The following is a 20,669-nucleotide window of genomic DNA, read 5'->3' as shown; positions in this document are numbered from 1 at the left end:
GTCCCCGCCCGGGCGGGGGGGGCGGTCACCGGCCGCGTGGTGCCGGGGCGGGTGGTCTCGCGCGTGCGCATCCCCCCGCAGCAGGTGTTCGAGCTGGCGCGGGCGCTCACCCAGCAGCTCGACGCCTGGGAGCGTGAGACGGGGAAGAAGACCGACGGCTCCGCCGGCTGACCGGCGACCTCAGAGCGCGCGCTCGGGCCGGGCGAGGATGCCCGGCACGAGGCGGGCGCTGAGCGCCGCCGCGCCGCGGACGGCGAGAAAGCCGAGCGCGAAGACGGCCAGCGCGGTCACGATCGCCACGGGCTGGATGAAGATCGCGTACCCGACCAGGGGGAAGAGCAGCACGGCCGCGCACAGCGCCGAGCCGCCGGCCACCATCCACAGCGCCGACATCACCGCGCGCCGCGACGCCTCGCCCATCACCTCGCGCGGGACGCCGAGCCGGTCCAGCGAGACGTGCACCGCGGCCCGGTCGAGCGTCGAGGCGGCCTGGTTGATGCCCACCGAGCACGCGACCATGAGGAACGACACGGCCACGGTGACCAGGACGCCGGTGGAGACGTCCTGCATGAGCCATCGCTCGTCGGGGTTCATGCCCTCCGTCGAGGTCGTCTCCGCCATGGCGAGCCCGACGGCGCCGAAGACGCCGACGAAGCTGGTCATCGCCACGCCGCTGACCTGCCGCCAGGCCGCCTTCGGGTCCTCGAGCACCATGCGCGCGGCGAGCAGCCGCGGCACGGTCTGCGCCTTGCGCGCCTGGCGCCGTGCCCGCACTCGCACGAACCACGGCCCCAAGGCGTCGAGGGCGAGCAGCATGCCGCCGAAGATCGCCGCGAGCGTGCCGACGATCGCCACGATGCCGCCCATCTCCCCGAGCATGCCCAGCACCTGCATCAGCCCCAGCCCGACGACGAGCACGCCGACGGCGATCACGACGCGCACCCAGTGCGCGGTGCCCGGCTTCTGCCGGGTGCGCACGCCCAGCGGCGTCACGACGACCGCGCGCAGCCCGACGACGGCGCTCGCGGCGGCCAGCAGGGTCACGACCAGGACGGCGAGCGGCAGCCACCACCACGGCACCCACATCTGCGCGCCCAGGGCCTCGCCGCGGAAGTGCAGCAGTCCCACGAGCGGCGCAAGGACGGCGTACAGCACGACCCCGAGCACCGCGCCGACCAGGGCCGTCACCGCCGCCTCGAGCACGGTGAGCGCCGTGATCGTGCCGGTGGTGGCGCCGAGCAGGCGCAGGGACGCGAGCCGCTCGTCGCGCCGTCGGGCGGCGAGGCGGGCGGCGGACGCGCCCACCGTGGCGAGCGGCACGAGCAGCAGCACGACGGCGATGACGGCGAGCGTCTCGTAGGTGGTGGCGAGGTCGTCGTCCCAGCGGAAGAAGGCCTGCGCGCCGCCGAGCACCACGAGCAGCAGCGCCGTGACCACGGCGAAGCTCGCCACGGGCAGCGCCGTGGCCAGGTGGTCGCCGTCGCGGCGCCGCCGGAACAGCGGGGCGAGGTGGACGGCGGTCGCGAGGGCTCCGGCGGGGCGGGCGCCCGGCACGCCGGTCGGGGCGGGCGCCGGCGCGGTGGCGGTCATCGCGCCACCTCGGCGGCCGGCGCGGCCGCGGCGGCCGGGGCCGCCGTGTCGGAGACGACGCGGCCGTCGCGCAGGACGACGGTGCGCGCGCAGCGGCGCGCGACATCGGCGTCGTGCGTGACGACGACGAGCGTGCGGCCCTGGGTGGTCGCCGAGAGCAGCAGGTCCAGCACCTCGACGGAGGTAGCGGAGTCCAGTGCGCCGGTGGGCTCGTCCGCGAAGATCAGCCGGGCGCCGGTGACCTGGGCGCGCGCGATCGCGACGCGCTGCGCCTGGCCGCCCGACAGCTCGCCGAGCCGGCGCGGCTCGAGGCCCGCGAGGCCCAGGTATTGCAGCCACTGCGCCGCCTCGGCCTCGGCCTGGCCGCGCGGCACGCCCGCGAGCATGCGCGCCACGGCCACGTTCTCGAGCGCGGTCAGCTCGTCGAGCAGCAGGCCCTGCTGGAACACGAAGCCGAGCTCCTCGCGCCGCAGCCGTGACCGGGCGGCGTCGTCGAGCGACTCGACCCGCACGGGACCCTGTCCCGACGCGAACGTCACGGACCCGGCCGTCGGTCGCAGGATGCCCGCGAGGCAGTGCAGCAGGGTCGTCTTGCCCGAGCCGGACGCGCCCATGATCGCCACCGACTCGCCCGCGGCGATGTCGAGGTCCACGGCGTCCAGGGCGGGCGTGACCCCGCCGGGGTACTGCATCGTCAGTCCACGAGCGCTCAGCAGAGGTGTCATGACACCTACCGTGCCCGCGGCGGCCCGCCGGCCGCGTCGGACCACGAGCGGATCCCTGCCGGGCGGGGGTCCCCCTGGGGTATGACCCCGGCGGGAGGCGGCTCCGGGGGACCCCGGAGGATCAGGCGGCGCGGGCGGCCCGGGCCGCGGTGCCGAGGTCCGCCACGAGCGCGTCGAAGGCGTCGTCCCACCCCGATCGGTCGCGCAGCCGCAGCAGGGCCGATGGGTGCGTCGTCACGACGACGGGCGCGCCGGGGAAGGCGCCGCGCTCCGGGGCGTCGAGCACCCGGCCGCGCAGCTCGCCGACCCGTGCCGGCGCGCCCAGCACGGCGCGGGCGGCGGTCGACCCGAGCGCGACGACGACGCGCGGCCGCACGGCGGCCAGCTCGGCCTCCAGCCAGGGCAGGCAGGCGCGCACGTGCGCGACGGCGGGCGTCTTGTGCAGGCGGCGCTTCCCGCGCTCGGGGAGCTCGACGTGCCGGAAGTGCTTGACGGCGTTGGTGAGGTAGACCGACCCCGCCGTGAGCCTGGCCGCCTCGAGCGCGTCGTCGAGCACCCGGCCCGCGGGGCCGACGAACGGCTCGCCCTCGCGGTCCTCGCGGTCGCCCGGCTGCTCACCGACCAGGGCGAGCTCGGCGTCCGGCGGGCCGGCGGAGAACACCACCTGGGTGGCATCGTGCCACAGCTCGCAGCCCCGGCACGCGTGCGCGGCCTGGGCGAGGGCGTCGATGTCGGCGCCCTCGGGCACCCAGCGCTCGGCGCCGGGGCGGTCGGGCGAGCGGGGCACGGTGACCTCCGGGCGGTGGGCGACGCGGGCACGGCCAGGATGTCGCGGTGGGCGGATGCTCGCCGGACGGCCCCGGGCGGGCCGGGTCCGGGTCGGCGCTCAGGCGGCGTGCTCGACGCAACGCGTGGTCGTGGGCCGCGCCTCGAGCCGCGCCGGGGGGATGGGGTGGCCGCAGACCTCGCAGAGGCCGTAGGTGCCCGCCGCCATCCTGTCGAGAGCGGCGCGCACCTCGGCCCGCTCCCGCGCGGTCCGGTCCTCGCGGGCCGCCGCCTGCTGGCGGTCCCAGGCGACGCCCGCGCGTCGCGGGTCGCACTCGTCGTCGACCCGGGTGGCCTCGGGCACGCCGGCGATCGTGGACCCGGGGGACCCGCGGTCGTCCTCCAGCTCGGCGAGGCGGCGTCGGAGCCGTGTCTCGATGCCGTCCATCCCTCGAGCGTCGCGCACCTGGCGCTGCTCGCGCGCCGGGCAGGCGCCCCACGGAGAGCTCGCCCGCCAGCTGCGCTACAAGGCGTCCTGGCGCGGCGGGCAGGTCCTGACCGCGGACCGCTGGTTCCCGTCGTCGAAGACGTGTTCGGCCTGCGGTGACGTGAAGCCCACGCTTACCCTCGCCGACAGGCTCTTCGTCTGCGAGAACTGCGGGCACACCCTCGACCGCGACCTGAACGCCGCGGTCAATCTCGCCACCTGGGGCGAGAACAACTTCTCCCAGGACCCGGACCCCGAAGCACGAGGCCGGGCCACCAAAGCCCACAGACGGGAAGGCTCTGGCCGACGCACCCGCGCCGACGAAATCAGCCCGAGCGACGTGGGAACCCTCACTGCTTCAGCGGCATAGGGACGTCCGAGAAGGACGCTGCCGAACACCGCACCGAGGTCGTTCGACAGGCTTTAGGCTTCGTCCCATGGCTTGGAGCTTCGGACGACGTCGGCCCGCCACGTACCTGCTGGGGGAGCTGGCCGACCCGTACCCGGCCCAGGCGCCGGAGGCGGCGCGCGGGCGCGTGCTCCGGATCACCGAGATCGGCGAACCCGTGCTGCACACGCCCGCTGCGACCGTGGAGGAGTTCTCCACCCCCGAGCTCGCCCGCCTGATCGACGACATGTTCGCGACGATGGAGAACGCCGAGGGCGTGGGCCTCGCGGCGCCGCAGGTCGGCGTCGGGCTGCGGGTGTTCGTCTACGACGTCACCGACGAGCGCGGCGACCGGCACGTGGGTCACGTCGTCAACCCGATCCTCGAGACGGACTCCGACGCCGAGCCCGAGACGGAGGAGGAGGGCTGCCTGTCCGTGCCCGGCGCGTACGAGCCGCTGGAGCGGCCGGGCGCCGCCGTCGTGCGCGGCGTGGACCAGCACGGTGGGCCGGTGCAGCTCTCCGGCAGCGGGTTCCTCGCCCGCGCGTTCATCCACGAGGCGCAGCACCTCGACGGCACCTTGTACTGGGACCACCTCTCGCCCGAGCTGCAGGCCGACGCCCTGCGCCAGCGCGACGAGGAACGGGCCGAGATCCTCGCCGGGCGGCGTGAGCTCGCCGTCGAGCTGGGCAAGAAGCCCGCCGAGTACCCGGCGAAGCCCGCGGGCGGCCGCTGACCCCACGCATCGAGCGTGCTGACTTGATCCTCAATTCCACCGAATGAGGATCAATTCAGCACGCTCGATGCGTGGCCGGGACGTCAGCCCAGCATCCCCGGGGCGATGGAGAAGAACTCCTTCACGCCCTCGTCGAGGCCGGTCGTGCCAAAGCCGATGTCCTGCGCGATGCGCGTGAACTCGACCTCGACGGCGCCGGCACCCTCGGGCGGTGGCGGGGGAGTGTCGCCCGCGACCTCGGAGAGCTGCTCCCAGTAGTCGAGGATCTGCTGGTCCAGCCCCTCCACGTCGAGCGCGTCGAGCGCGGGCCGGGAGATCGGGGCGCCGCGCGAGAGGCCGAACTCCTTGCTCACCTCGGGGTCGTTGGCGATGAAGTCGATGAACTTCGCCGCCTCCTCGGGGTGCTCCGTGTTCGCCGACATCGACAGCTCGAGCGACGGCTTGAGGTACAGGCCGCGGTTGCCCGGGTCGTCGGCCGGCGGCAGGGTCATGGCGAACTCGGCGCCCGCGCTCCCCTCCGAGAAGCGCACCAGGAAGTTGTAGAAGCTCAGCTCGCTCGCCGTGACGCCGGAGCCCAGCACGTCGGCGCCGTTGAGCTGCTCGGCGCGCTTCGGGTCGATGAACCCGTCGTCCTCGAACAGCGGCGTCGCCCGCTCCCACCACGCGGTGAGGTCGGCCTCCGTGAAGCCGAGGGCGCCGTCCGGGGTGTACAGCGACTTGCCCTGCTGGGCGAGCCAGATCTCGAAGACCGTCCAGATCTGGGTGTACTGCGTCGAGCCGGCCACCGCCGGGTCGTGGCTCGCTCCGGCCTTGCCGACCTGGGACAGGACGGCGTCGTACTCGTCCCAGGTGAGGTCGCCCTCGGGCACGTCGACGCCCAGCTCCTCGAACAGCCCGGTGTTGAAGAAGTTCGCGATACCGCCCGTGCTGGTCGGGATCCCGACCAGCGTGCCGTCCACCTTCGCGGCCGGCATGACGCTCTCCGGGAACGTGGAGATGTCGATCGTGCCGTCCTCGACGAACTCGTCGAGCGGGGCGACCTGCCCGGTGCCGCCGTACTGCGACAGGTAGCTGACGTCCATCTGGAACACGTCCGGGAGGCTGCCGCTGGCGGCCTCCGTGTTCCGGGAGGTCCAGTAGTCGGCGAAAGAGGCGTACGACGACTGGATGGTGACGTGCGGGTTCTTCTCCTCGTACAGGTCGATCGCCTTCTCGTACCGCTCGGCGCGCGACGCATCGCCCCACCACGCGAACGTGAGGGTGACGTCCTCGCCACCGCCGCCCGAGTCGCCGCCGCCGCTGCAGGCGCCGAGCGCCGCCACGGCGCCGACGGCGAGGAACGCGACGCCGGGGCGTCGGAGCTTTCTCGTGGACATGAGGGCCTCCTTGCACACATGTGCCGTCGGTCGACGGTCGTGACGGGACAGATGCTGGCAGGCCGAGGCGTGCGCCGAGCGCGAGCGGACAAAAGCGCGCATCGGTGGACATGCGCGCGGGAGGGAACGTCAGAGCGTGCGCGCCCAGTTCGCGACGGCGGCGGCCACGTCGTCGTCCTTGCCCCGGACGTCGTGCGCGCCGGGCAGGGTGACGGTCGTGACGGGGCCGGGGATGGTCGCGGCGTGCTCGGCCAGCTCGTCGGGGCTGCCGAACGGGTCGCGGTCGCCGGAGACGAAGAGCACCGGCACCGTGAGCGCGGGGAAGTGCTCGACGCGCAGCCTCTCGGGCTTGCCCGGCGGGTGCAGGGGATAGCTGAGCAGCACCAGCCCGGCGGCGGGCAGGCCCTCGGCCACCGCCATTGAGCACATCCGCCCGCCGTACGACCGGCCGCCCAGCAGGAGCGCGTCCGTGCCGACGCCGAGGGACCCGGCGAACCGCTCCGCCTCGGCGCGCAGGTGCGCGACGGCGACCGGCGGCCGGTCCGGCATCCGCTTGCCCGCCAGCCGGTACGGGAAGTCCACGCGCTCGGTGGGCAGCGGCGGGTCCAGCGCGGCCAGCCGCTGCTCCACCGCCACGAGCGTGTGGTGGTCGCGGCTCGCGCCCGCGCCGGGCGTCAGGATCAGGCCACGGGGCGCCGTGTTGTCGGGCGTGGTGTCGGGCGTGGTGTCGGGCAGGGTGTCGGGCACGGGTCCAGTGTCGCAAGCCGCGGGTACGGTCCGGGGATGCGATCGATCGGACCGGACGGCATCGAGCCCGGAAGCACCGTGCGGGGCGAGGACTGGTACGGACGGGACCTGTCCGGCGTCACGCTGGAGCGGGTCGAGCTGGTCGAGGTCGACCTCACGGAGGTGACGGCCACCGGCGCCACGTTCGACGAGTGCACGTTCCGCGGGGCGCGGTTCAACGCGTCGGCGTGGCGGGACACCGCGTTCACGGGGTGCACGTTCAGTCGCGCGAACCTGTTCGACGCGTCGTTCGAGGGCTGCAAGCTCGTGGGCTCCCGGTTCGACGACTGCCGTTTCGACCTGCTGCGGGCCGAGCGTGGCGACTGGTCGTTCGTCACGCTGCACCGGGCGGCGCTGGACGGCGTGCACCTCGAGGGTCTGCGGATGCGCGAGGCCGACCTCGAGGGGGCGCGGCTGTCCGGGGCCACGGTGATCGGCGTGGACCTCTCCGGCGCGGAGCTGGCCGACGTCGACCTGCGCGGCGCCGTCCTGCGGGGCACCGACCTGTCGGCGCTCGACCCGCGCGCGGCGCGCCTGCAGGGCGCGGTCGTCGATCCCGCCCAGGCGGTCGTCGTCGCCGAGGCGCTCGGGCTCGTCGTCACGACCTGAGGCCCTCGGCCTCCCGGCGCGTGGGCCTCGTCACACCGCGCCCCCCTTCGTCCTGGTCATGGCGCCGCTCCGGGCGCCGACGTCGCGGACGTCACGCCGGGCACTGGTTTACATCGTTTACATTCTTGGTGGAGCAGCGCCCGATGCGCTCTGCCGGACCAGTGCAGGACACCGGAGGAAGAGACACCAATGACGGACCAGGTCACGGTCAACCCGATCGTGCTGCAGCGCGCCGACCCGTGCGTGCTCCGGCACGAGGGCACCTACTACTTCACGGGCTCGCACCCGCGGTACGACCGCATCGTGCTCCGCCGCGCCGACCGCCTCGAGGACCTGCAGAAGGCCGACGAGGTGACGATCTGGACCAAGCACGACAGCGGCCCGCAGTCGCAGCTCATCTGGGCGCCGGAGATCCACCGGGTGGACGGCGCCTGGTACGTCTACTACGCCGCCGCCCCCGTGGACCACGGCACCGTGGACGCCCCGAGCCAGAACGAGACGTTCAACCACCGCGTCTTCGTGCTGGAGAACACCGCCGACGACCCCTTCGAGGGCGAGTGGGTGGAGCGCGGCCAGGTCGACACCGGCTGGGAGTCGTTCGCGCTGGACGCCACGAGCTTCGTGCTCGGCGGGGAGCAGTACCTCGTCTGGGCGCAGCAGGACCTCACGGTGCGCGGCCACTCGAACCTGTACATCGCCCGCATGGCGAACCCGTGGACGCTCGCCACCCCGGCGGTCGAGCTGACGCGGCCCGAGTTCGACTGGGAGATCAAGGGCTTCTGGGTCAACGAGGGCCCGTCGGTCCTCGTGCGCGGCGGCCGCGTCTTCCTCACCTACTCCGGCGCCGCCACCGGCATCGACTACGCGATGGGCCTGCTCACCGCGGACGCCGACGCCGACCTCCTCGACCCGGCGTCGTGGACCAAGAGCGCGGAGCCGGTGTTCGTCAGCGACCCGTCCGTCGGCCAGTACGGCCCCGGCCACAACTCGTTCACCGAGACGCCCGACGGCGACGCCGTCCTCGTCTACCACGCGCGCACCTACACCGAGATCTCCGGCGACCCGCTGTGGGACCCGAACCGCCACGCCCGCGCCCAGGTGCTGCCTTTCGACGCCGACGGCAACCCCGTGTGGGGCACGCCGGTGCCCGACACCCGCCCCACGCCCACCTCCACCGAGGTCCTCCCCGCCGACGGAGCCTTCTGATGAGCACCACCACCGCGACGCCCGACGGCGCCACCGCCAAGCCCCGCGCCCGCGACTCCCTGAAGAAGCTCGCGTTCTGGAACTTCGGCGGGCTGTTCTTCTTCTACTTCGCCATCTGGCAGCTCGTGATGACGTTCCTCGCGCCCTGGCTCGAGGAGCAGCTGGGGATGTCGTCGGGCAACATCGGCCTCCTCCAGTCGATGATGGCTCTCACGGCCCTCTGCCTGCAGCCGTTCTACGGCTACATCCAGGACCGGCTCGGGTTCCGCAAGAACCTGTTCGCCTTCGTCGTCGTCATGGGCGCGCTCATGGGCCCCTTCTTCTCGTTCGTCTTCCCGGCGATCGTGGGCGCCAACCAGGTGCTGGGCGCGCTCGTCGGCGGCGTCTTCCTGTCGCTGGTGCTCAACTCGGGCGTCGGCGTGGTGGAGGCGTTCAACGAGCGCAACTCCCGGGCCAACGGGTTCGAGTACGGGCACGTGCGGCTCTTCGGCTCGCTGGCCGGCGCGACCGCGTCGCTCGTGGGCGGCTTCATCTGGGCGGCCAACCCCGACAACATCTGGTGGGTCGGCACGTTCTCCGCGATCGTCCTCGGGGCGCTGCTGTTCGCGGCCCGTACCCCGAAGCCGGGCTCCGCCGCGCAGGCTCAGGTGGCCACCGAGTCCAAGGACCGGCCCAAGGTCAGCAAGGACACGCTCAAGCACCTGCTGCGGGACCGCTCGTTCGTCGGCTTCATGGTGCTGATGTTCGGCACGGCCGCGCTGTACGACGTCTTCGACGGGCAGTACGCGATCTACTTCGGCCACCACGTGACCGGCTCGGGCGACCCGCAGGTGCTGTTCTCCCGCGTCGTGTTCGTGCAGATCCTGCTCGAGGCCGCCGTCATGGTGGCGATGCCGTTCATCATCAACAAGATCGGCGCCAAGCGGGGCCTGCAGATCTTCGCCCTCGTCCTCGTGGTCCGCGTCGTGGGCTCGGCCCTGTTCACCTCGACCGAGATGCTCATCCTGTGGCGCCTGCTGGCCTCGATCGAGATGCCGCTGATGCTGGTCTCGGTGATGAAGTACATCACCCGCATGTTCGACGTCCGGATCTCCGCCACCGCCTACATGGTCGGCTTCAACACGGCCAAGCAGGTCGGCGTCTTCATCTTCTCCTGGGTCTTCGGTCTGTCGTACGACGCGATCGGGTTCTCCTCGTCCTACCTCGTCATGGGCGTCGTGGTCCTGGCCGTCCTCGTGGTGGCGAGCTTCCTGATGCGCAACGACAAGGGCCGCCCCGACCCCGTCGGCCCTGCCGCCGAGCCGGCCGCCCTGCCCGGCTGATCGGTCGACCGAGCCCGACCGATCGCCTGTTCGGCGTGGAGGGCGGGCGGGCGGGCGGCAGTGGCCCGACGGTGCCAGGGTGGGCGCATGACCGCACCGCTCGTCGTCCGCTCGCTGGCGCTGGGAGTGGCGGCGGGCTCGCGCGCCACGCTCGGCGTCGCCGGCCCGCTGCTCGGCCCGGTGCCGGCGCACCGGCTGCCCACGCACCGCCTCCGCCGCCCGGCCACGGTGCCGCGCCTGCTCGCGGGGCTCGCCGTCGCGGGGGAGCTCGTGGGCGACAAGCTGCCGACCACGCCCAGTCGCCTCGATCCTCCCGGGCCGAACGTCCGCGCCGCGAGCGGCGCCGTCGGCGGGCTGCTCCTCGCGCTGCGGCACCACGCCCCGGCGCCGTCGGTCGCGGCGGCGGTCGTCGCCGGGGCCGCGGGCGGCGTCGTCGGCACCGGGGTGGGCGCGGCGTGGCGCGCCGCCGTCGCGCGGCGCGGCTGGCCGGACCTGCCCGCGGCGCTCGCGGAGGATGCCGTCGCCCTGGGCCTCGCCGCCTGGGCCACCCGCGCCTGACGCCCGCCCCGGCGGCCTCCCCGGCGGCACCTCTCAGGGGCGGTCCCTGGTGACGAGTCCGGGGCCGTCGGGGAGAGTAGGCGCCATGGTGCGGGCGACGACGGGGTGGTCATGGACGCGGTAGGCGGCGTGGTCGGCGCGATCTTCGCGTTCGTCTCGACGGTGGCGATGCTGGTGCTGCTCGCCTGGACGGCGCGGCGGGTAATGGGCGCGCCGGTCGGGTGGATCCGTGCGGTGCTCGTGTCGTTGGTGGCGATCACGGGCGCGTCGGCCGCGCTCACGGGCGGCCTGCGCGCGGCGGGGTGGTGGAACGACGACGGTGTCCTCGCGGTGGACCCGTGGGTCGCGTTCGTCGCGATCGTGCTCGTGTTCGCGTGGGCGTTCGTGCTGGGCCTGTGCGTGCTGCTCGTGCTGGAGCTGCTGGTGCCCACCGGCACGCTGCCCACCCCGTGGCGCGCCGTCCGGCGGCTGCGGCAGGGCCGGCGCGAGACGCGCCGCTACGCGCAGGTCGTGGCGATCGCCGTCCGGCACGGCCTGGGCGGCGCGTTCGGGCGCAACCGCCGGGACAGGCGGTCGACGTCACGCTCGGACGTCCAGCGGCTCGCGGTCGGGCTGCGCGACACCCTGTCCGACGCAGGCGTGACGTTCGTGAAGTTCGGCCAGATGCTCTCCACCCGGCGCGACCTGCTGCCGGACGCCGTCACCGAGACCCTCGCGACGCTGCAGAGCGACGTGCCGCCGGCGCCGTGGGACCGGGTGGAGGCCGTCGTGGAGCGGTCGCTCGGACGACCCGTGGCGGAGGTCTTCGCGTCCTTCGACCCGCAGCCGATCGCCTCGGCGTCGGTGGGGCAGGTGCACGCCGCCCGCCTGCTCGACGGGCGCGACGTCGTGGTCAAGGTGCAGCGCCCCGGTGCGCGCGAGCAGGTCGCCGTGGACCTCGCGATCCTCGCCCGGCTCGCCCGCCGGCTCGAGCGCGACACCGCCTGGGGCAGTGCGCTCGGCGTCGTCGCCCTGGCCGACGGCTTCGCGGCGTCGCTGCGGGAGGAGCTCGACTACGACGTCGAGGCGGAGAACACCCGGGCGCTGCGCGCCGCGCTGGACGTCGTGACGCACGACGGCGCGTCGTCGGGCCCGCTGGTCGTGGTGCCGCAGGTGGTCGACGGGCCGTCGAGCGGCACGCTGCTGGTGCTGGAGCGGCTGGACGGCACGCCGGTCGGCCAGGCGCAGGCGGTGCTGGCGCGGCTCGACGACGAGGCCCGCGCGGCGCTCGCGGACCGGCTGCTGCGGGCCGCGCTCGACCAGCTGCTCGTGGCGGGCACGTTCCACGCGGACCTGCACCCGGGCAACGTGCTCGTGCTGGCCGACGGTGGCCTCGGGCTGCTCGACATGGGGTCGGTCGGCAGGCTCGGGGAGCCCGAGCGCATCGCCCTCGGCGCGCTGCTGCTGGCCATCGACGGCGACGACGCGATCGCCGCCACCGACGCCCTGCTGGAGCTGCTCGACGCACCGCCGGGCCTCGACGTCCGCCGCCTCGAGCGCGAGGTGGGTCAGCTCGTCCTGCGGTTCCGCGCGGGCGCCGGCGCCGGCGCGGCGTTCGCCGGGCTGGTGCGGCTCGTGACGGCGGCGGGCATGGCGGTGCCGCCGCAGGTCGCGGCCGCGTTCCGCACGTTCGCGTCGCTGGAGGGCACGCTCGACCTGCTCAGCCCCGGCTACGAGCTGGTGGCCGGGGCCCGCACCCACGGCCGGCCGCTGCTGCACCGGCTCGTCACGCCGGAGGCGGTGCGTCGCAAGGCCACGCAGCAGCTCCTGGGCTTCGCACCCGAGCTGGAGCGGCTGCCGCGCCGGGTGACCCGCATCGTCCGCGACCTCGAGGAGGGACGCTTCACCGTCACCGTGCGCGCGTTCTCCGACCCCGCCGACCGGGCCTTCCTCTCCGGCCTGGTGCAGCAGGTCATCATGACGCTCGTGGCCGTGGGCGCCGTCGTCGGGGCGGTCGTGCTGTTCGTCGCCGACGGCGGGCCGATGCTCGCGCCGCAGCTGCCCTGGTTCACGGTGCTCGGCGCCGCGCTCGGCTTCGTCGGCACGGTGCTCGCGGTGCGGGTGCTCGTGGTCGCGTTCCGCGGCACCACGCGGGACCGGTGGTGAAACGCGCGCGGAGGGGCATGATCGGCACATGAGATACGCGGAGCACATCTCGGAGCTCGTCGGGCACACCCCGCTCGTGCGGCTCACCCGTGTCACGGACGGCCTGAGCGCGACGATCCTCGCCAAGGTCGAGTACGTGAACCCCGGCGGGTCGGTCAAGGACCGCATCGCGCTGAAGATGGTCGAGGCGGCGGAGGCGTCCGGCGAGCTGCGGCCCGGCGGCACGATCGTCGAGCCGACCTCGGGCAACACCGGCGTCGGCCTCGCGCTCGTCGCGCAGCGCAAGGGCTACGACTGCGTCTTCGTCTGCCCGGACAAGGTGAGCGAGGACAAGCGCGACGTGCTGCGTGCGTACGGCGCGCGCGTCGTCGTGACGCCCACCGCGGTCCCGCCCGACCACCCCGACTCGTACTACTCGGTCTCCGACCGGCTGGTCACCGAGATCGACGGGGCGTGGAAGCCGAACCAGTACGCCAACCCGAACGGCCCGCTGTCGCACTACGAGTCCACCGGGCCCGAGGTGTGGGCGGACACGGACGGCCGGGTGACGCACTTCGTCGCGGGTGTCGGCACGGGCGGCACGATCACCGGCACCGGCCGCTACCTCAAGGAGGTGTCGGCGGAACGGTCCGAGGGCGGCCCGGTGCGGATCGTCGGCGCCGACCCGGCGGGCTCGGTCTACTCCGGGGGCGACGGCCGCCCGTACCTGGTGGAGGGCGTCGGCGAGGACTTCTGGCCGGGGGCCTACGACCCGACCGTCCCCGACGAGGTCATCGCCGTCACCGACGCGGACTCGTTCGCGATGACGCGCCGCCTCGCGCGCGAGGAGGGCCTGCTCGTGGGCGGGTCGTGCGGGATGGCGGTCGAAGCGGCGCTGCGGCTCGCGCGGCGGCTCGAGGTGGAGGACGCGGCGGCCGCGGCGGAGGCCGTGATCGTCGTCCTGCTGCCGGACGGCGGGCGCGGCTACCTGTCGAAGATCTTCTCCGACACGTGGATGCGGTCGTACGGGTTCCTGCCCGACGAGCAGGGCGTCACCGCGGGGGACATCCTGCGGGCCAAGGACGGGCGGCTGCCCGACCTGGTGCACACCCACCCGAGCGAGACGGTGCGCGACGCCATCGAGATCCTGCGCGAGTACGGCGTCTCGCAGATGCCCGTGGTCGGGGCGGAGCCGCCCGTGAAGATCGGCGAGGTCGCGGGCGCCGTGACCGAGCGCGCGCTGCTCGACGCCGTGTTCTCCGGCCGGGCCTCCCTCGCCGACCGCGTCGACGCGCACATGCAGGACCGCCTGCCGCTCATCGGCTCCGGCGAGGGCGTGGAGGCCGTGCGCGCCGCGCTGACCGACGCCGACGCGCTGCTCGTGGTCGAGGACGGCGACCCCGTCGGCGTCCTCACCCGGCACGACCTCCTGGGGTTCGTCGCGGGCCGATGACGATCCTGGTGCGTACGCTGGCCGGGTGAGCCACAGCGAGCACCCCGACTGGAGCACCACCGGATTCTCGACCCGCGCCATCCACGCGGGCCAGGACCCGGACCCCACGACCGGTGCCGTCGTGCCGCCCATCCACCAGGTCTCCACGTACAAGCAGGACGGCGTCGGCGGGCTGCGCGGCGGGTACGAGTACTCCCGCTCCGCCAACCCGACGCGCACCGCGCTCGAGGAGGCGCTCGCGGCGGCGGAGCAGGGCGAGCGCGGCTTCGCGTTCGCCTCCGGCCTGGCGGCGGAGGACACGCTGCTGCGCGCGGTGCTGCGACCGGGCGACCACGTGATCGTGCCCGACGACGCGTACGGCGGCACGTACCGCCTGATCGCGCGGGTCTTCGGGCCGTGGGGGATCGCGCACACGCCGGTCGACCTGGCCGACGTCGACGCGGTGCGGGCCGCCGTCCGGCCCGAGACGAAGGTCGTCTGGGTCGAGACGCCGACGAACCCGCTGCTCGGGATCAGCGACGTCGCGGCGCTCGCGGGCGTGGCGCGCGAGGCCGGCGCGCTGCTCGTCGTCGACAACACCTTCGCCACCCCGTACCTGCAGCAGCCGCTGGCGCTCGGCGCGGACGTGGTGGTGCACTCGACGACGAAGTACATCGGCGGGCACAGCGACGTCGTCGGGGGAGCGCTCGTCGTCGCGGTGGGCGCGGTGCTGCCGGGCGGGCTGGAGTCGCCCGCGGGCGGCACGGACGTGGCGGGCGCCGTCGGCTTCCACCAGAACTCCTCGGGCGCCGTCGCGGGCCCGTTCGACGCGTGGCTCACGCTGCGCGGCCTCAAGACCCTCGCCGTCCGCATGGACCGGCACCAGGCGAACGCCTCCGCCGTCGCCGACTTCCTCGCCGGCCACCCGGCCGTGACGGAGGTGCTCTACCCGGGCCTCGCGTCGCACCCCGGCCACGACGTCGCCGCCCGGCAGATGCGCGGGTTCGGCGGCATGGTGTCGTTCCGAGCCGGCAGCGAGGCCAAGGCCCTGGAGGTCTGCGCGCGCACCCAGGTGTTCACGCTCGCGGAGTCGCTGGGCGGGGTGGAGTCGCTGGTCGAGCACCCGGGCCGCATGACGCACGGCTCCGTCGCGGGCACGTCGCTCGAGGTGCCCGACGACCTCGTGCGCCTGTCGGTCGGGATCGAGGACGTCGAGGACCTCGTCGCCGACCTCGAGCAGGCGCTCGCGTAGGAGGGTCCGACCGCCGGTCAGCCACGGACGACGGTGACGGGGCAGGGCGCGAAGTCGAGCACCTGCCGGCTGACCGACCCCAGCAGCAGCCGGTCGAACCCGCCGAGGCCGCGCGCCCCGACGACGAGCCGCTCGGCGCCCTGCGCCGCGGCCACGAGCTGCTTGGCGGCCTGCCCGTGCACCACCCGGCGGTTCAGCCGCTCGGGCGGCAGCGTCACGCCCGCCGCCCGCACCGCCTCGGCGAGGGAGTCCGTCGCGAACTTCTCGTAGTCGTCGATGGGCGGAGCCCACCCCCACGAGCCGGGCAGCGGGGCCAGGGTCGTGATCTGCCAGGCGAAGACGGCGTCGATCGAGGCACCGGTGCGTCCCGCGACGGCGCACGCGTGCGCGAGGGCGGCGACGCTCGGGGCGGAGGTGTCGACGCCGACGACGATCCGCGGGGTCGCCTCGGCAGGCACGTCGTCCTCCGGGGCACCGTCGGGGTTGCCGTGGCGCACCACCGTGACGGGGACGACGGCGTGCTCCACGACCGTCGTCGACACCGAGCCCAGCACGGCCCGGCCGAGCCGTCCCCGCCGGCGCCGGCCGAGGACCAGCATGTCGGCGTCCGCGCCGAGCTCGAGCAGCCGGTCGGCCGCCGGGCCGGGGAGCGCCGTGACCGTGCCGTCGACGTCGACGCCCGTGCGGGCACGGGCCGCGTCGAGCAGCACCTGCGCCTGCTCGCGCACCGGGGCCAGCGCGGCCTCGTGCGCGGCGGCGTCGGCGCCCTTGCCGGCGCCCGCGGCGACCATGACCAGCGTGAGCGGGACGCCGCCCGAGGCGGCCTCCCGCAGCGACCAGTCCAGCGCCTCGTCCGACTCGACCGAACCGTTGACCCCGACCACGATGCCGCGCATCGGTCACCCCGACTCTCTCGTCGTGCGTCCGCCGCCCGTGACGACCTGCGGGGCGGCCCTGGTGTGCAGCATAGGTCGGGTGTCGTCACCCGTCAGGGCGAGGTCCCGGGACGTCGATCACGCACCGCCGTCAGCACGACGTCGCCCCGTCAGGAGCGCGTCGACGGGCCGGGTCACGACCTCCACCCGGTCGACGAGGTCGGCGGGGCCCGTGACCACGAGGGCGCGGTCGGCCGCCGCGACGTACACGGCGGTGGTCTCGCGGGCGGTGACGCGCACGCAGTCCGCGTCGTCCCCGTCCACCGCGAACGTCCCCGTCGTCAGCGGGGCCTCGTCGACCTCGGCGACCAGGGCGCGCATGGCGCTGCGGTAGTCCTGGAACGAGTCCGCGAAGTCCTCCCCGTGGTCGTCCTGGGCGGCATCCTCCGAGCCGTCGGACGGCGCCGGCTCGACCGGCGCGGCGATGTCGGCGTGCAGGGGTGCGGCGAGCGCCCCGCTGCACGCGGCGCGGACCACGTCCTCGACGTCGTCGTCGGGCACCCGGGTGCGCAGGGTCTCGACCTCCAGCGCCTCCCCGGTGAACGACCGGTAGGCGCGCACGAACCGCTCGCACGTCGGGTCGTCGGAGTCCGCGTGCCCGGTGAGCGACTGGTCCTCCAGGTCGAGGCCCCAGGTCAGCGGGTCGTGCACCTCGCCGAGGACGCCGGAGAACTGCGCCAGCCGCGCGTCGTCCCCGTTCCACGCCCGTTCTCCCGCGTTGTGGCCCGCGTCGTGACCCGCCCCGCCCGTGGCTCCCGGCTGCTGCTCGATCTCGTCCATCGGTACCCCCTGGGTGGAACCTCTGCGGCGGTCTCCGCGACGGCGACCGCCTTTCCCCGAGCCTGGACCGCGCCGCCCGCGGCTGGCAATCCGGCGCGCCGTCACGCCCCTGGCGAACATGGGCTTACCGAGGGGTGTCGGCGAGTTGGGAGCGCATAGAGTCGTAGCGGTCAGGCTGTAGCCGTCAATCCGACGGGGTGCAGGTAACGCCGCTCGTGAGGGAGCAGCACATGTTCGAGAGATTCACCGACCGAGCCCGTCGGGTGGTCGTCCTTGCTCAGGAAGAGGCAAGGATGCTCAACCACAACTACATCGGCACCGAGCACATCCTGCTCGGACTCATCCACGAGGGTGAGGGCGTCGCCGCGAAGGCCCTGGAGTCGCTGGGGATCTCGCTCGACGGCGTCCGCACCCAGGTCACCGAGATCATCGGCGAGGGCCAGCAGGCCCCGAGCGGGCACATCCCGTTCACGCCGCGCGCCAAGAAGGTGCTGGAGCTGTCGCTCCGCGAGGCGCTGCAGCTCGGGCACAACTACATCGGCACCGAGCACATCCTGCTCGGCCTCATCCGCGAGGGTGAGGGCGTCGCCGCCCAGGTGCTCACGAAGATGGGCGCCGACCTCAACAAGGTGCGCCAGCAGGTCATCCAGCTGCTGAGCGGCTACCAGGGCAAGGAGCCCGTGGCCGCCGGCGGCCCGCAGGAGGGGCAGCCGTCCGGCTCCGCCGTCCTCGACCAGTTCGGCCGCAACCTCACCCAGGCCGCGCGCGAGGGCAAGCTCGACCCGGTCATCGGCCGCTCGACGGAGATCGAGCGCGTCATGCAGGTGCTGAGCCGCCGCACCAAGAACAACCCGGTGCTGATCGGCGAGCCGGGCGTCGGCAAGACGGCCGTCGTCGAGGGCCTCGCCCAGGACATCGTGCGCGGCGACGTGCCGGAGACGCTGAAGGACAAGCAGCTCTACACGCTGGACCTCGGCGCCCTGGTCGCGGGCTCCCGCTACCGCGGTGACTTCGAGGAGCGCCTCAAGAAGGTGCTCAAGGAGATCCGCACCCGCGGCGACATCATCCTGTTCATCGACGAGATCCACACCCTCGTCGGGGCGGGCGCCGCCGAGGGCGCGATCGACGCGGCGAGCATCCTCAAGCCGATGCTGGCCCGCGGCGAGCTGCAGACCATCGGCGCGACCACGCTCGACGAGTACCGCAAGTACGTCGAGAAGGACCCGGCCCTGGAGCGCCGCTTCCAGCCGATCCAGGTCAACGAGCCGTCGCTCGAGCACGCCATCGAGATCCTCAAGGGCCTGCGCGACCGCTACGAGGCGCACCACCGCGTGTCCATCACGGACTCCGCGCTGGTCTCCGCCGCGCAGCTCGCCGACCGGTACATCAACGACCGGTACCTGCCGGACAAGGCGATCGACCTGATCGACGAGGCGGGCGCGCGCCTGCGCATCCGCCGCATGACGGCGCCGCCGGAGCTCAAGGCCCTGGACGAGGAGATCGCCGAGGCCCGCCGCGACAAGGAGTCGGCGATCGACGAGCAGGACTTCGAGAAGGCCGCCGGGCTGCGGGACAAGGAGAAGCAGCTCACCGCCCAGCGCGCCGACAAGGAGAAGGCCTGGAAGTCGGGCGACCTCGACTCCGTCGCGGAGGTCGACGACGAGCTGATCGCCGAGGTGCTGGCGATGTCGACCGGCATCCCGGTCGTCAAGCTCACCGAGGAGGAGTCCAGCAAGCTCCTGCACATGGAGGACGAGCTGCACAAGCGGGTCGTCGGCCAGGACACCGCCATCAAGGCGCTGTCCCAGGCGATCCGTCGCACGCGCGCCGGGCTCAAGGACCCGAAGCGCCCCGGTGGCTCGTTCATCTTCGCCGGTCCCACGGGCGTCGGGAAGACGGAGCTGGCCAAGGCGCTCGCCGAGTTCCTCTTCGGGGACGAGGACGCGCTGATCCAGCTCGACATGTCCGAGTTCTCGGAGAAGCACACCGTGTCGCGGCTGTTCGGCTCGCCCCCCGGGTACGTCGGCTACGACGAGGGCGGCCAGCTCACGGAGAAGGTGCGGCGCAAGCCGTTCTCGGTGGTCCTCTTCGACGAGGTCGAGAAGGCCCACGCGGACATCTTCAACTCGCTGCTGCAGGTGCTCGAGGACGGTCGCCTGACCGACTCGCAGGGCCGGGTGGTCGACTTCAAGAACACCGTGATCATCATGACCACCAACCTCGGCACGCGGGACATCGCCAAGGGCGTCCAGACCGGCTTCAACGCCGGCGGCGACCTGGTGACCTCCTACGAGCGCATGAAGGCGAAGGTCAACGAGGAGCTCAAGCAGCACTTCCGGCCGGAGTTCCTCAACCGCGTCGACGACGTGGTGGTCTTCCCGCAGCTCTCGCAGGACGAGATCATCGAGATCGTCGACCTGGAGATCGCCAAGCTGGACAAGCGTCTGCGCGACCGGGACATGGCCATCGAGCTCACGCCCGCCGCGAAGAACCTGCTGGCGGAGAAGGGCTACGACCCGGTGCTCGGCGCCCGTCCGCTGAAGCGGGCGATCCAGCGGGAGATCGAGGACACCCTGTCCGAGAAGATCCTGTTCGGCGAGCTCAAGGCCGGCGACCTCGTGCTGGTCGACGGCGAGGGCGAGGGCATCCTCGGGGAGTTCAGCTTCCGCGGGGTCCCGAAGAGCGAGCACGAGCGCGGGCCGGTCTCGGTCGGCGCGACGGCGGCGCTCGACGCCCCCACCGGCGTCTCGGTGCACGACCTGCCCCCGACCGGGCAGATGCAGGCCGGCGCGGAGTGACGCGCTGAACCCCACGGCCTGACGGCCGACGGCGAAGGCCCCGGACCCCCTCACAGGGTCCGGGGCCTTCGTCGTGCTCCCGACAACTCGTCGGGGGTCAGCGCAGGCGGGACAGGACGGCGTCGGTGAGGTCGGCGACGTCGTCCACCAGCGTGACGGCGCCGGCCTCCGTGAGCTCGCCGGGGGCGGCGTACCCCCAGGTGACGCCGACGCAGGGGATGCCGTGCTCGGCGGCGCCGTGCACGTCGTGCTCGCGGTCGCCGACCATGACGGCGGGGCCGTCGGCCGGGTCCACGGGGGAGGTGCGGCCGAGGGCCGCGAGGGCCTTCGCGATCACCGTGGCCTTGGTCGACGTGCCCTCGTCGAGCGGCGCGCCGAAGACGCCGTCGACCAGCTCGGTGAGCCCGTAGCGGTCGCAGATGGGCTTCGCGTACACCTCGGGCTTCGACGTCGCGACGGCGAGGGTGCAGCCGGCGGCCCGCAGGGCGCGCAGCACCTCGGGGACGCCGTCGAAGACCCGGTTGTCGTACATGCCGCCGGCGGCGTACACCTCGCGGTAGGCGCGCACCGCCTCGTCCACGCGGTCGGCGGGGACGCCGTGCGCGGGGAACGTGTCGGTGATGGGCGGGCCGACGAACGAGCGCAGCGTGGCGTCGTCCGGCACGGGCAGGCCGAGCGCGCCGTACGCGTGGCGGATGCCCGCCACGATGCCGGGGGCGGAGTCGGTGAGCGTGCCGTCGAGGTCGAGCAGGACGAGCGGGGCGGGGGAGCGGGTCACCCCGGCAGGGTACGTGCCGGGG

19 protein-coding genes are annotated in these 20,669 nt (G+C 73.7%); 10 read left to right on the top strand and 9 right to left on the bottom strand.

Annotated elements, in window-relative coordinates; translation table 11 throughout:
• Positions 1-180: 180 nt before the first annotated feature.
• From ACFUVW_RS07835 to ACFUVW_RS07820, 4 genes are all read right to left on the bottom strand, one after another.
• Positions 181-1,590 (bottom strand): FtsX-like permease family protein, encoded by a 1,410-nt coding sequence (locus ACFUVW_RS07835; protein ID WP_430570767.1) that lies wholly within the window; start codon positions 1,588-1,590, stop codon positions 181-183.
• The gene (locus ACFUVW_RS07830) at positions 1,587-2,315 is read right to left on the bottom strand and encodes an ABC transporter ATP-binding protein (protein ID WP_430570766.1); all 729 of its coding nucleotides are present in this window, start codon (positions 2,313-2,315) and stop codon (positions 1,587-1,589) included. The genes ACFUVW_RS07835 and ACFUVW_RS07830 overlap by 4 nt, the downstream gene beginning before the upstream one ends.
• A gap of 121 nt (positions 2,316-2,436) precedes the next feature.
• Entirely contained in the window at positions 2,437-3,102 is a 666-nt protein-coding gene (locus ACFUVW_RS07825; RefSeq protein WP_430570765.1) for a UdgX family uracil-DNA binding protein, read from the bottom strand.
• A 99-nt stretch (positions 3,103-3,201) separates the two neighbouring features.
• Positions 3,202-3,528, bottom strand: a complete 327-nt coding sequence (locus ACFUVW_RS07820; RefSeq protein WP_430570764.1) for a TraR/DksA family transcriptional regulator — start codon at positions 3,526-3,528, stop codon at positions 3,202-3,204.
• Here ACFUVW_RS07820 and ACFUVW_RS07815 point away from each other — a divergent pair.
• Both ACFUVW_RS07815 and def read left to right on the top strand, forming a co-directional pair.
• Complete coding sequence (locus ACFUVW_RS07815) at positions 3,518-3,937, top strand: zinc ribbon domain-containing protein (protein WP_430570763.1); 420 nt, start codon at positions 3,518-3,520, stop codon at positions 3,935-3,937. The genes ACFUVW_RS07820 and ACFUVW_RS07815 overlap by 11 nt on opposite strands.
• Before the next feature lie 67 nt (positions 3,938-4,004).
• Positions 4,005-4,691 carry a peptide deformylase gene (gene def, locus ACFUVW_RS07810; RefSeq protein ID WP_430570762.1) on the top strand — a complete coding sequence of 229 codons (687 nt, stop codon included), beginning with the start codon at positions 4,005-4,007 and terminating at the stop codon, positions 4,689-4,691.
• An 83-nt stretch (positions 4,692-4,774) separates the two neighbouring features.
• Here def and ACFUVW_RS07805 read toward each other — a convergent pair whose 3' ends face one another.
• Together ACFUVW_RS07805 and ACFUVW_RS07800 are read right to left on the bottom strand one after the other, a co-directional pair.
• Complete coding sequence (locus tag ACFUVW_RS07805; protein WP_430570761.1) at positions 4,775-6,067, bottom strand: ABC transporter substrate-binding protein; 1,293 nt, start codon at positions 6,065-6,067, stop codon at positions 4,775-4,777.
• A 129-nt stretch (positions 6,068-6,196) separates the two neighbouring features.
• On the bottom strand, positions 6,197-6,814 hold the full coding sequence (locus ACFUVW_RS07800; protein ID WP_430570760.1) for an alpha/beta family hydrolase: 618 nt from the start codon (positions 6,812-6,814) through the stop codon (positions 6,197-6,199).
• Between the two features lie 36 nt (positions 6,815-6,850).
• Between ACFUVW_RS07800 and ACFUVW_RS07795 the strand changes: the two genes are divergently transcribed.
• The 7 genes from ACFUVW_RS07795 (at position 6,851) to ACFUVW_RS07765 (ending at position 15,356) form a co-directional block, all read left to right on the top strand.
• The gene (locus tag ACFUVW_RS07795) at positions 6,851-7,462 is read left to right on the top strand and encodes a pentapeptide repeat-containing protein (protein ID WP_430570759.1); all 612 of its coding nucleotides are present in this window, start codon (positions 6,851-6,853) and stop codon (positions 7,460-7,462) included.
• 189 nt (positions 7,463-7,651) lie between these two features.
• Positions 7,652-8,668 carry a family 43 glycosylhydrolase gene (locus tag ACFUVW_RS07790; RefSeq protein ID WP_430570758.1) on the top strand — a complete coding sequence of 339 codons (1,017 nt, stop codon included), beginning with the start codon at positions 7,652-7,654 and terminating at the stop codon, positions 8,666-8,668.
• A complete protein-coding gene (locus tag ACFUVW_RS07785; RefSeq protein ID WP_430570757.1) occupies positions 8,668-9,990 on the top strand; it encodes an oligosaccharide MFS transporter in 1,323 nt (440 codons plus the stop codon). Before ACFUVW_RS07790 ends, ACFUVW_RS07785 begins: the two co-directional genes overlap by 1 nt.
• 87 nt (positions 9,991-10,077) lie before the next feature.
• Positions 10,078-10,548: a hypothetical protein gene (locus ACFUVW_RS07780; RefSeq protein ID WP_430570756.1), complete on the top strand. Its 471-nt coding sequence runs from the start codon at positions 10,078-10,080 to the stop codon at positions 10,546-10,548.
• A gap of 111 nt (positions 10,549-10,659) precedes the next feature.
• Positions 10,660-12,693: an ABC1 kinase family protein gene (locus ACFUVW_RS07775; protein ID WP_430570755.1), complete on the top strand. Its 2,034-nt coding sequence runs from the start codon at positions 10,660-10,662 to the stop codon at positions 12,691-12,693.
• A 28-nt stretch (positions 12,694-12,721) separates the two neighbouring features.
• Positions 12,722-14,125, top strand: coding sequence for a cystathionine beta-synthase (locus tag ACFUVW_RS07770; RefSeq protein ID WP_430570754.1), 1,404 nt, complete (start codon positions 12,722-12,724; stop codon positions 14,123-14,125).
• Between the two features lie 25 nt (positions 14,126-14,150).
• The gene (locus ACFUVW_RS07765; RefSeq protein WP_430570753.1) at positions 14,151-15,356 is read left to right on the top strand and encodes a cystathionine gamma-synthase; all 1,206 of its coding nucleotides are present in this window, start codon (positions 14,151-14,153) and stop codon (positions 15,354-15,356) included.
• Positions 15,357-15,373: 17 nt separating this feature from the next.
• On the opposite strand, the gene ACFUVW_RS07760 is transcribed toward ACFUVW_RS07765, so the two are convergent.
• Complete coding sequence (locus ACFUVW_RS07760; protein WP_430570752.1) at positions 15,374-16,252, bottom strand: universal stress protein; 879 nt, start codon at positions 16,250-16,252, stop codon at positions 15,374-15,376.
• A 117-nt stretch (positions 16,253-16,369) separates the two neighbouring features.
• On the bottom strand, positions 16,370-17,071 hold the full coding sequence (locus ACFUVW_RS07755; protein WP_430570751.1) for a hypothetical protein: 702 nt from the start codon (positions 17,069-17,071) through the stop codon (positions 16,370-16,372).
• Between the two features lie 230 nt (positions 17,072-17,301).
• On the opposite strand from ACFUVW_RS07755, the gene ACFUVW_RS07750 reads away from it, so the two are divergent.
• The gene (locus ACFUVW_RS07750) at positions 17,302-19,869 is read left to right on the top strand and encodes an ATP-dependent Clp protease ATP-binding subunit (protein ID WP_430570750.1); all 2,568 of its coding nucleotides are present in this window, start codon (positions 17,302-17,304) and stop codon (positions 19,867-19,869) included.
• Between the two features lie 97 nt (positions 19,870-19,966).
• Here the strand turns inward: ACFUVW_RS07750 and ACFUVW_RS07745 are convergent, their stop codons facing one another.
• Positions 19,967-20,647, bottom strand: coding sequence for an HAD hydrolase-like protein (locus ACFUVW_RS07745; RefSeq protein ID WP_430570749.1), 681 nt, complete (start codon positions 20,645-20,647; stop codon positions 19,967-19,969).
• Positions 20,648-20,669 lie beyond the last annotated feature (22 nt).

The organism is Isoptericola sp. NPDC057391 (assembly GCF_042668085.1).
Lineage (GTDB): Bacteria > Actinomycetota > Actinomycetes > Actinomycetales > Cellulomonadaceae > Isoptericola.
Note: the sequence above shows the minus strand (reverse complement) of the source record. Positions and strands in the feature narration are given on the sequence as shown.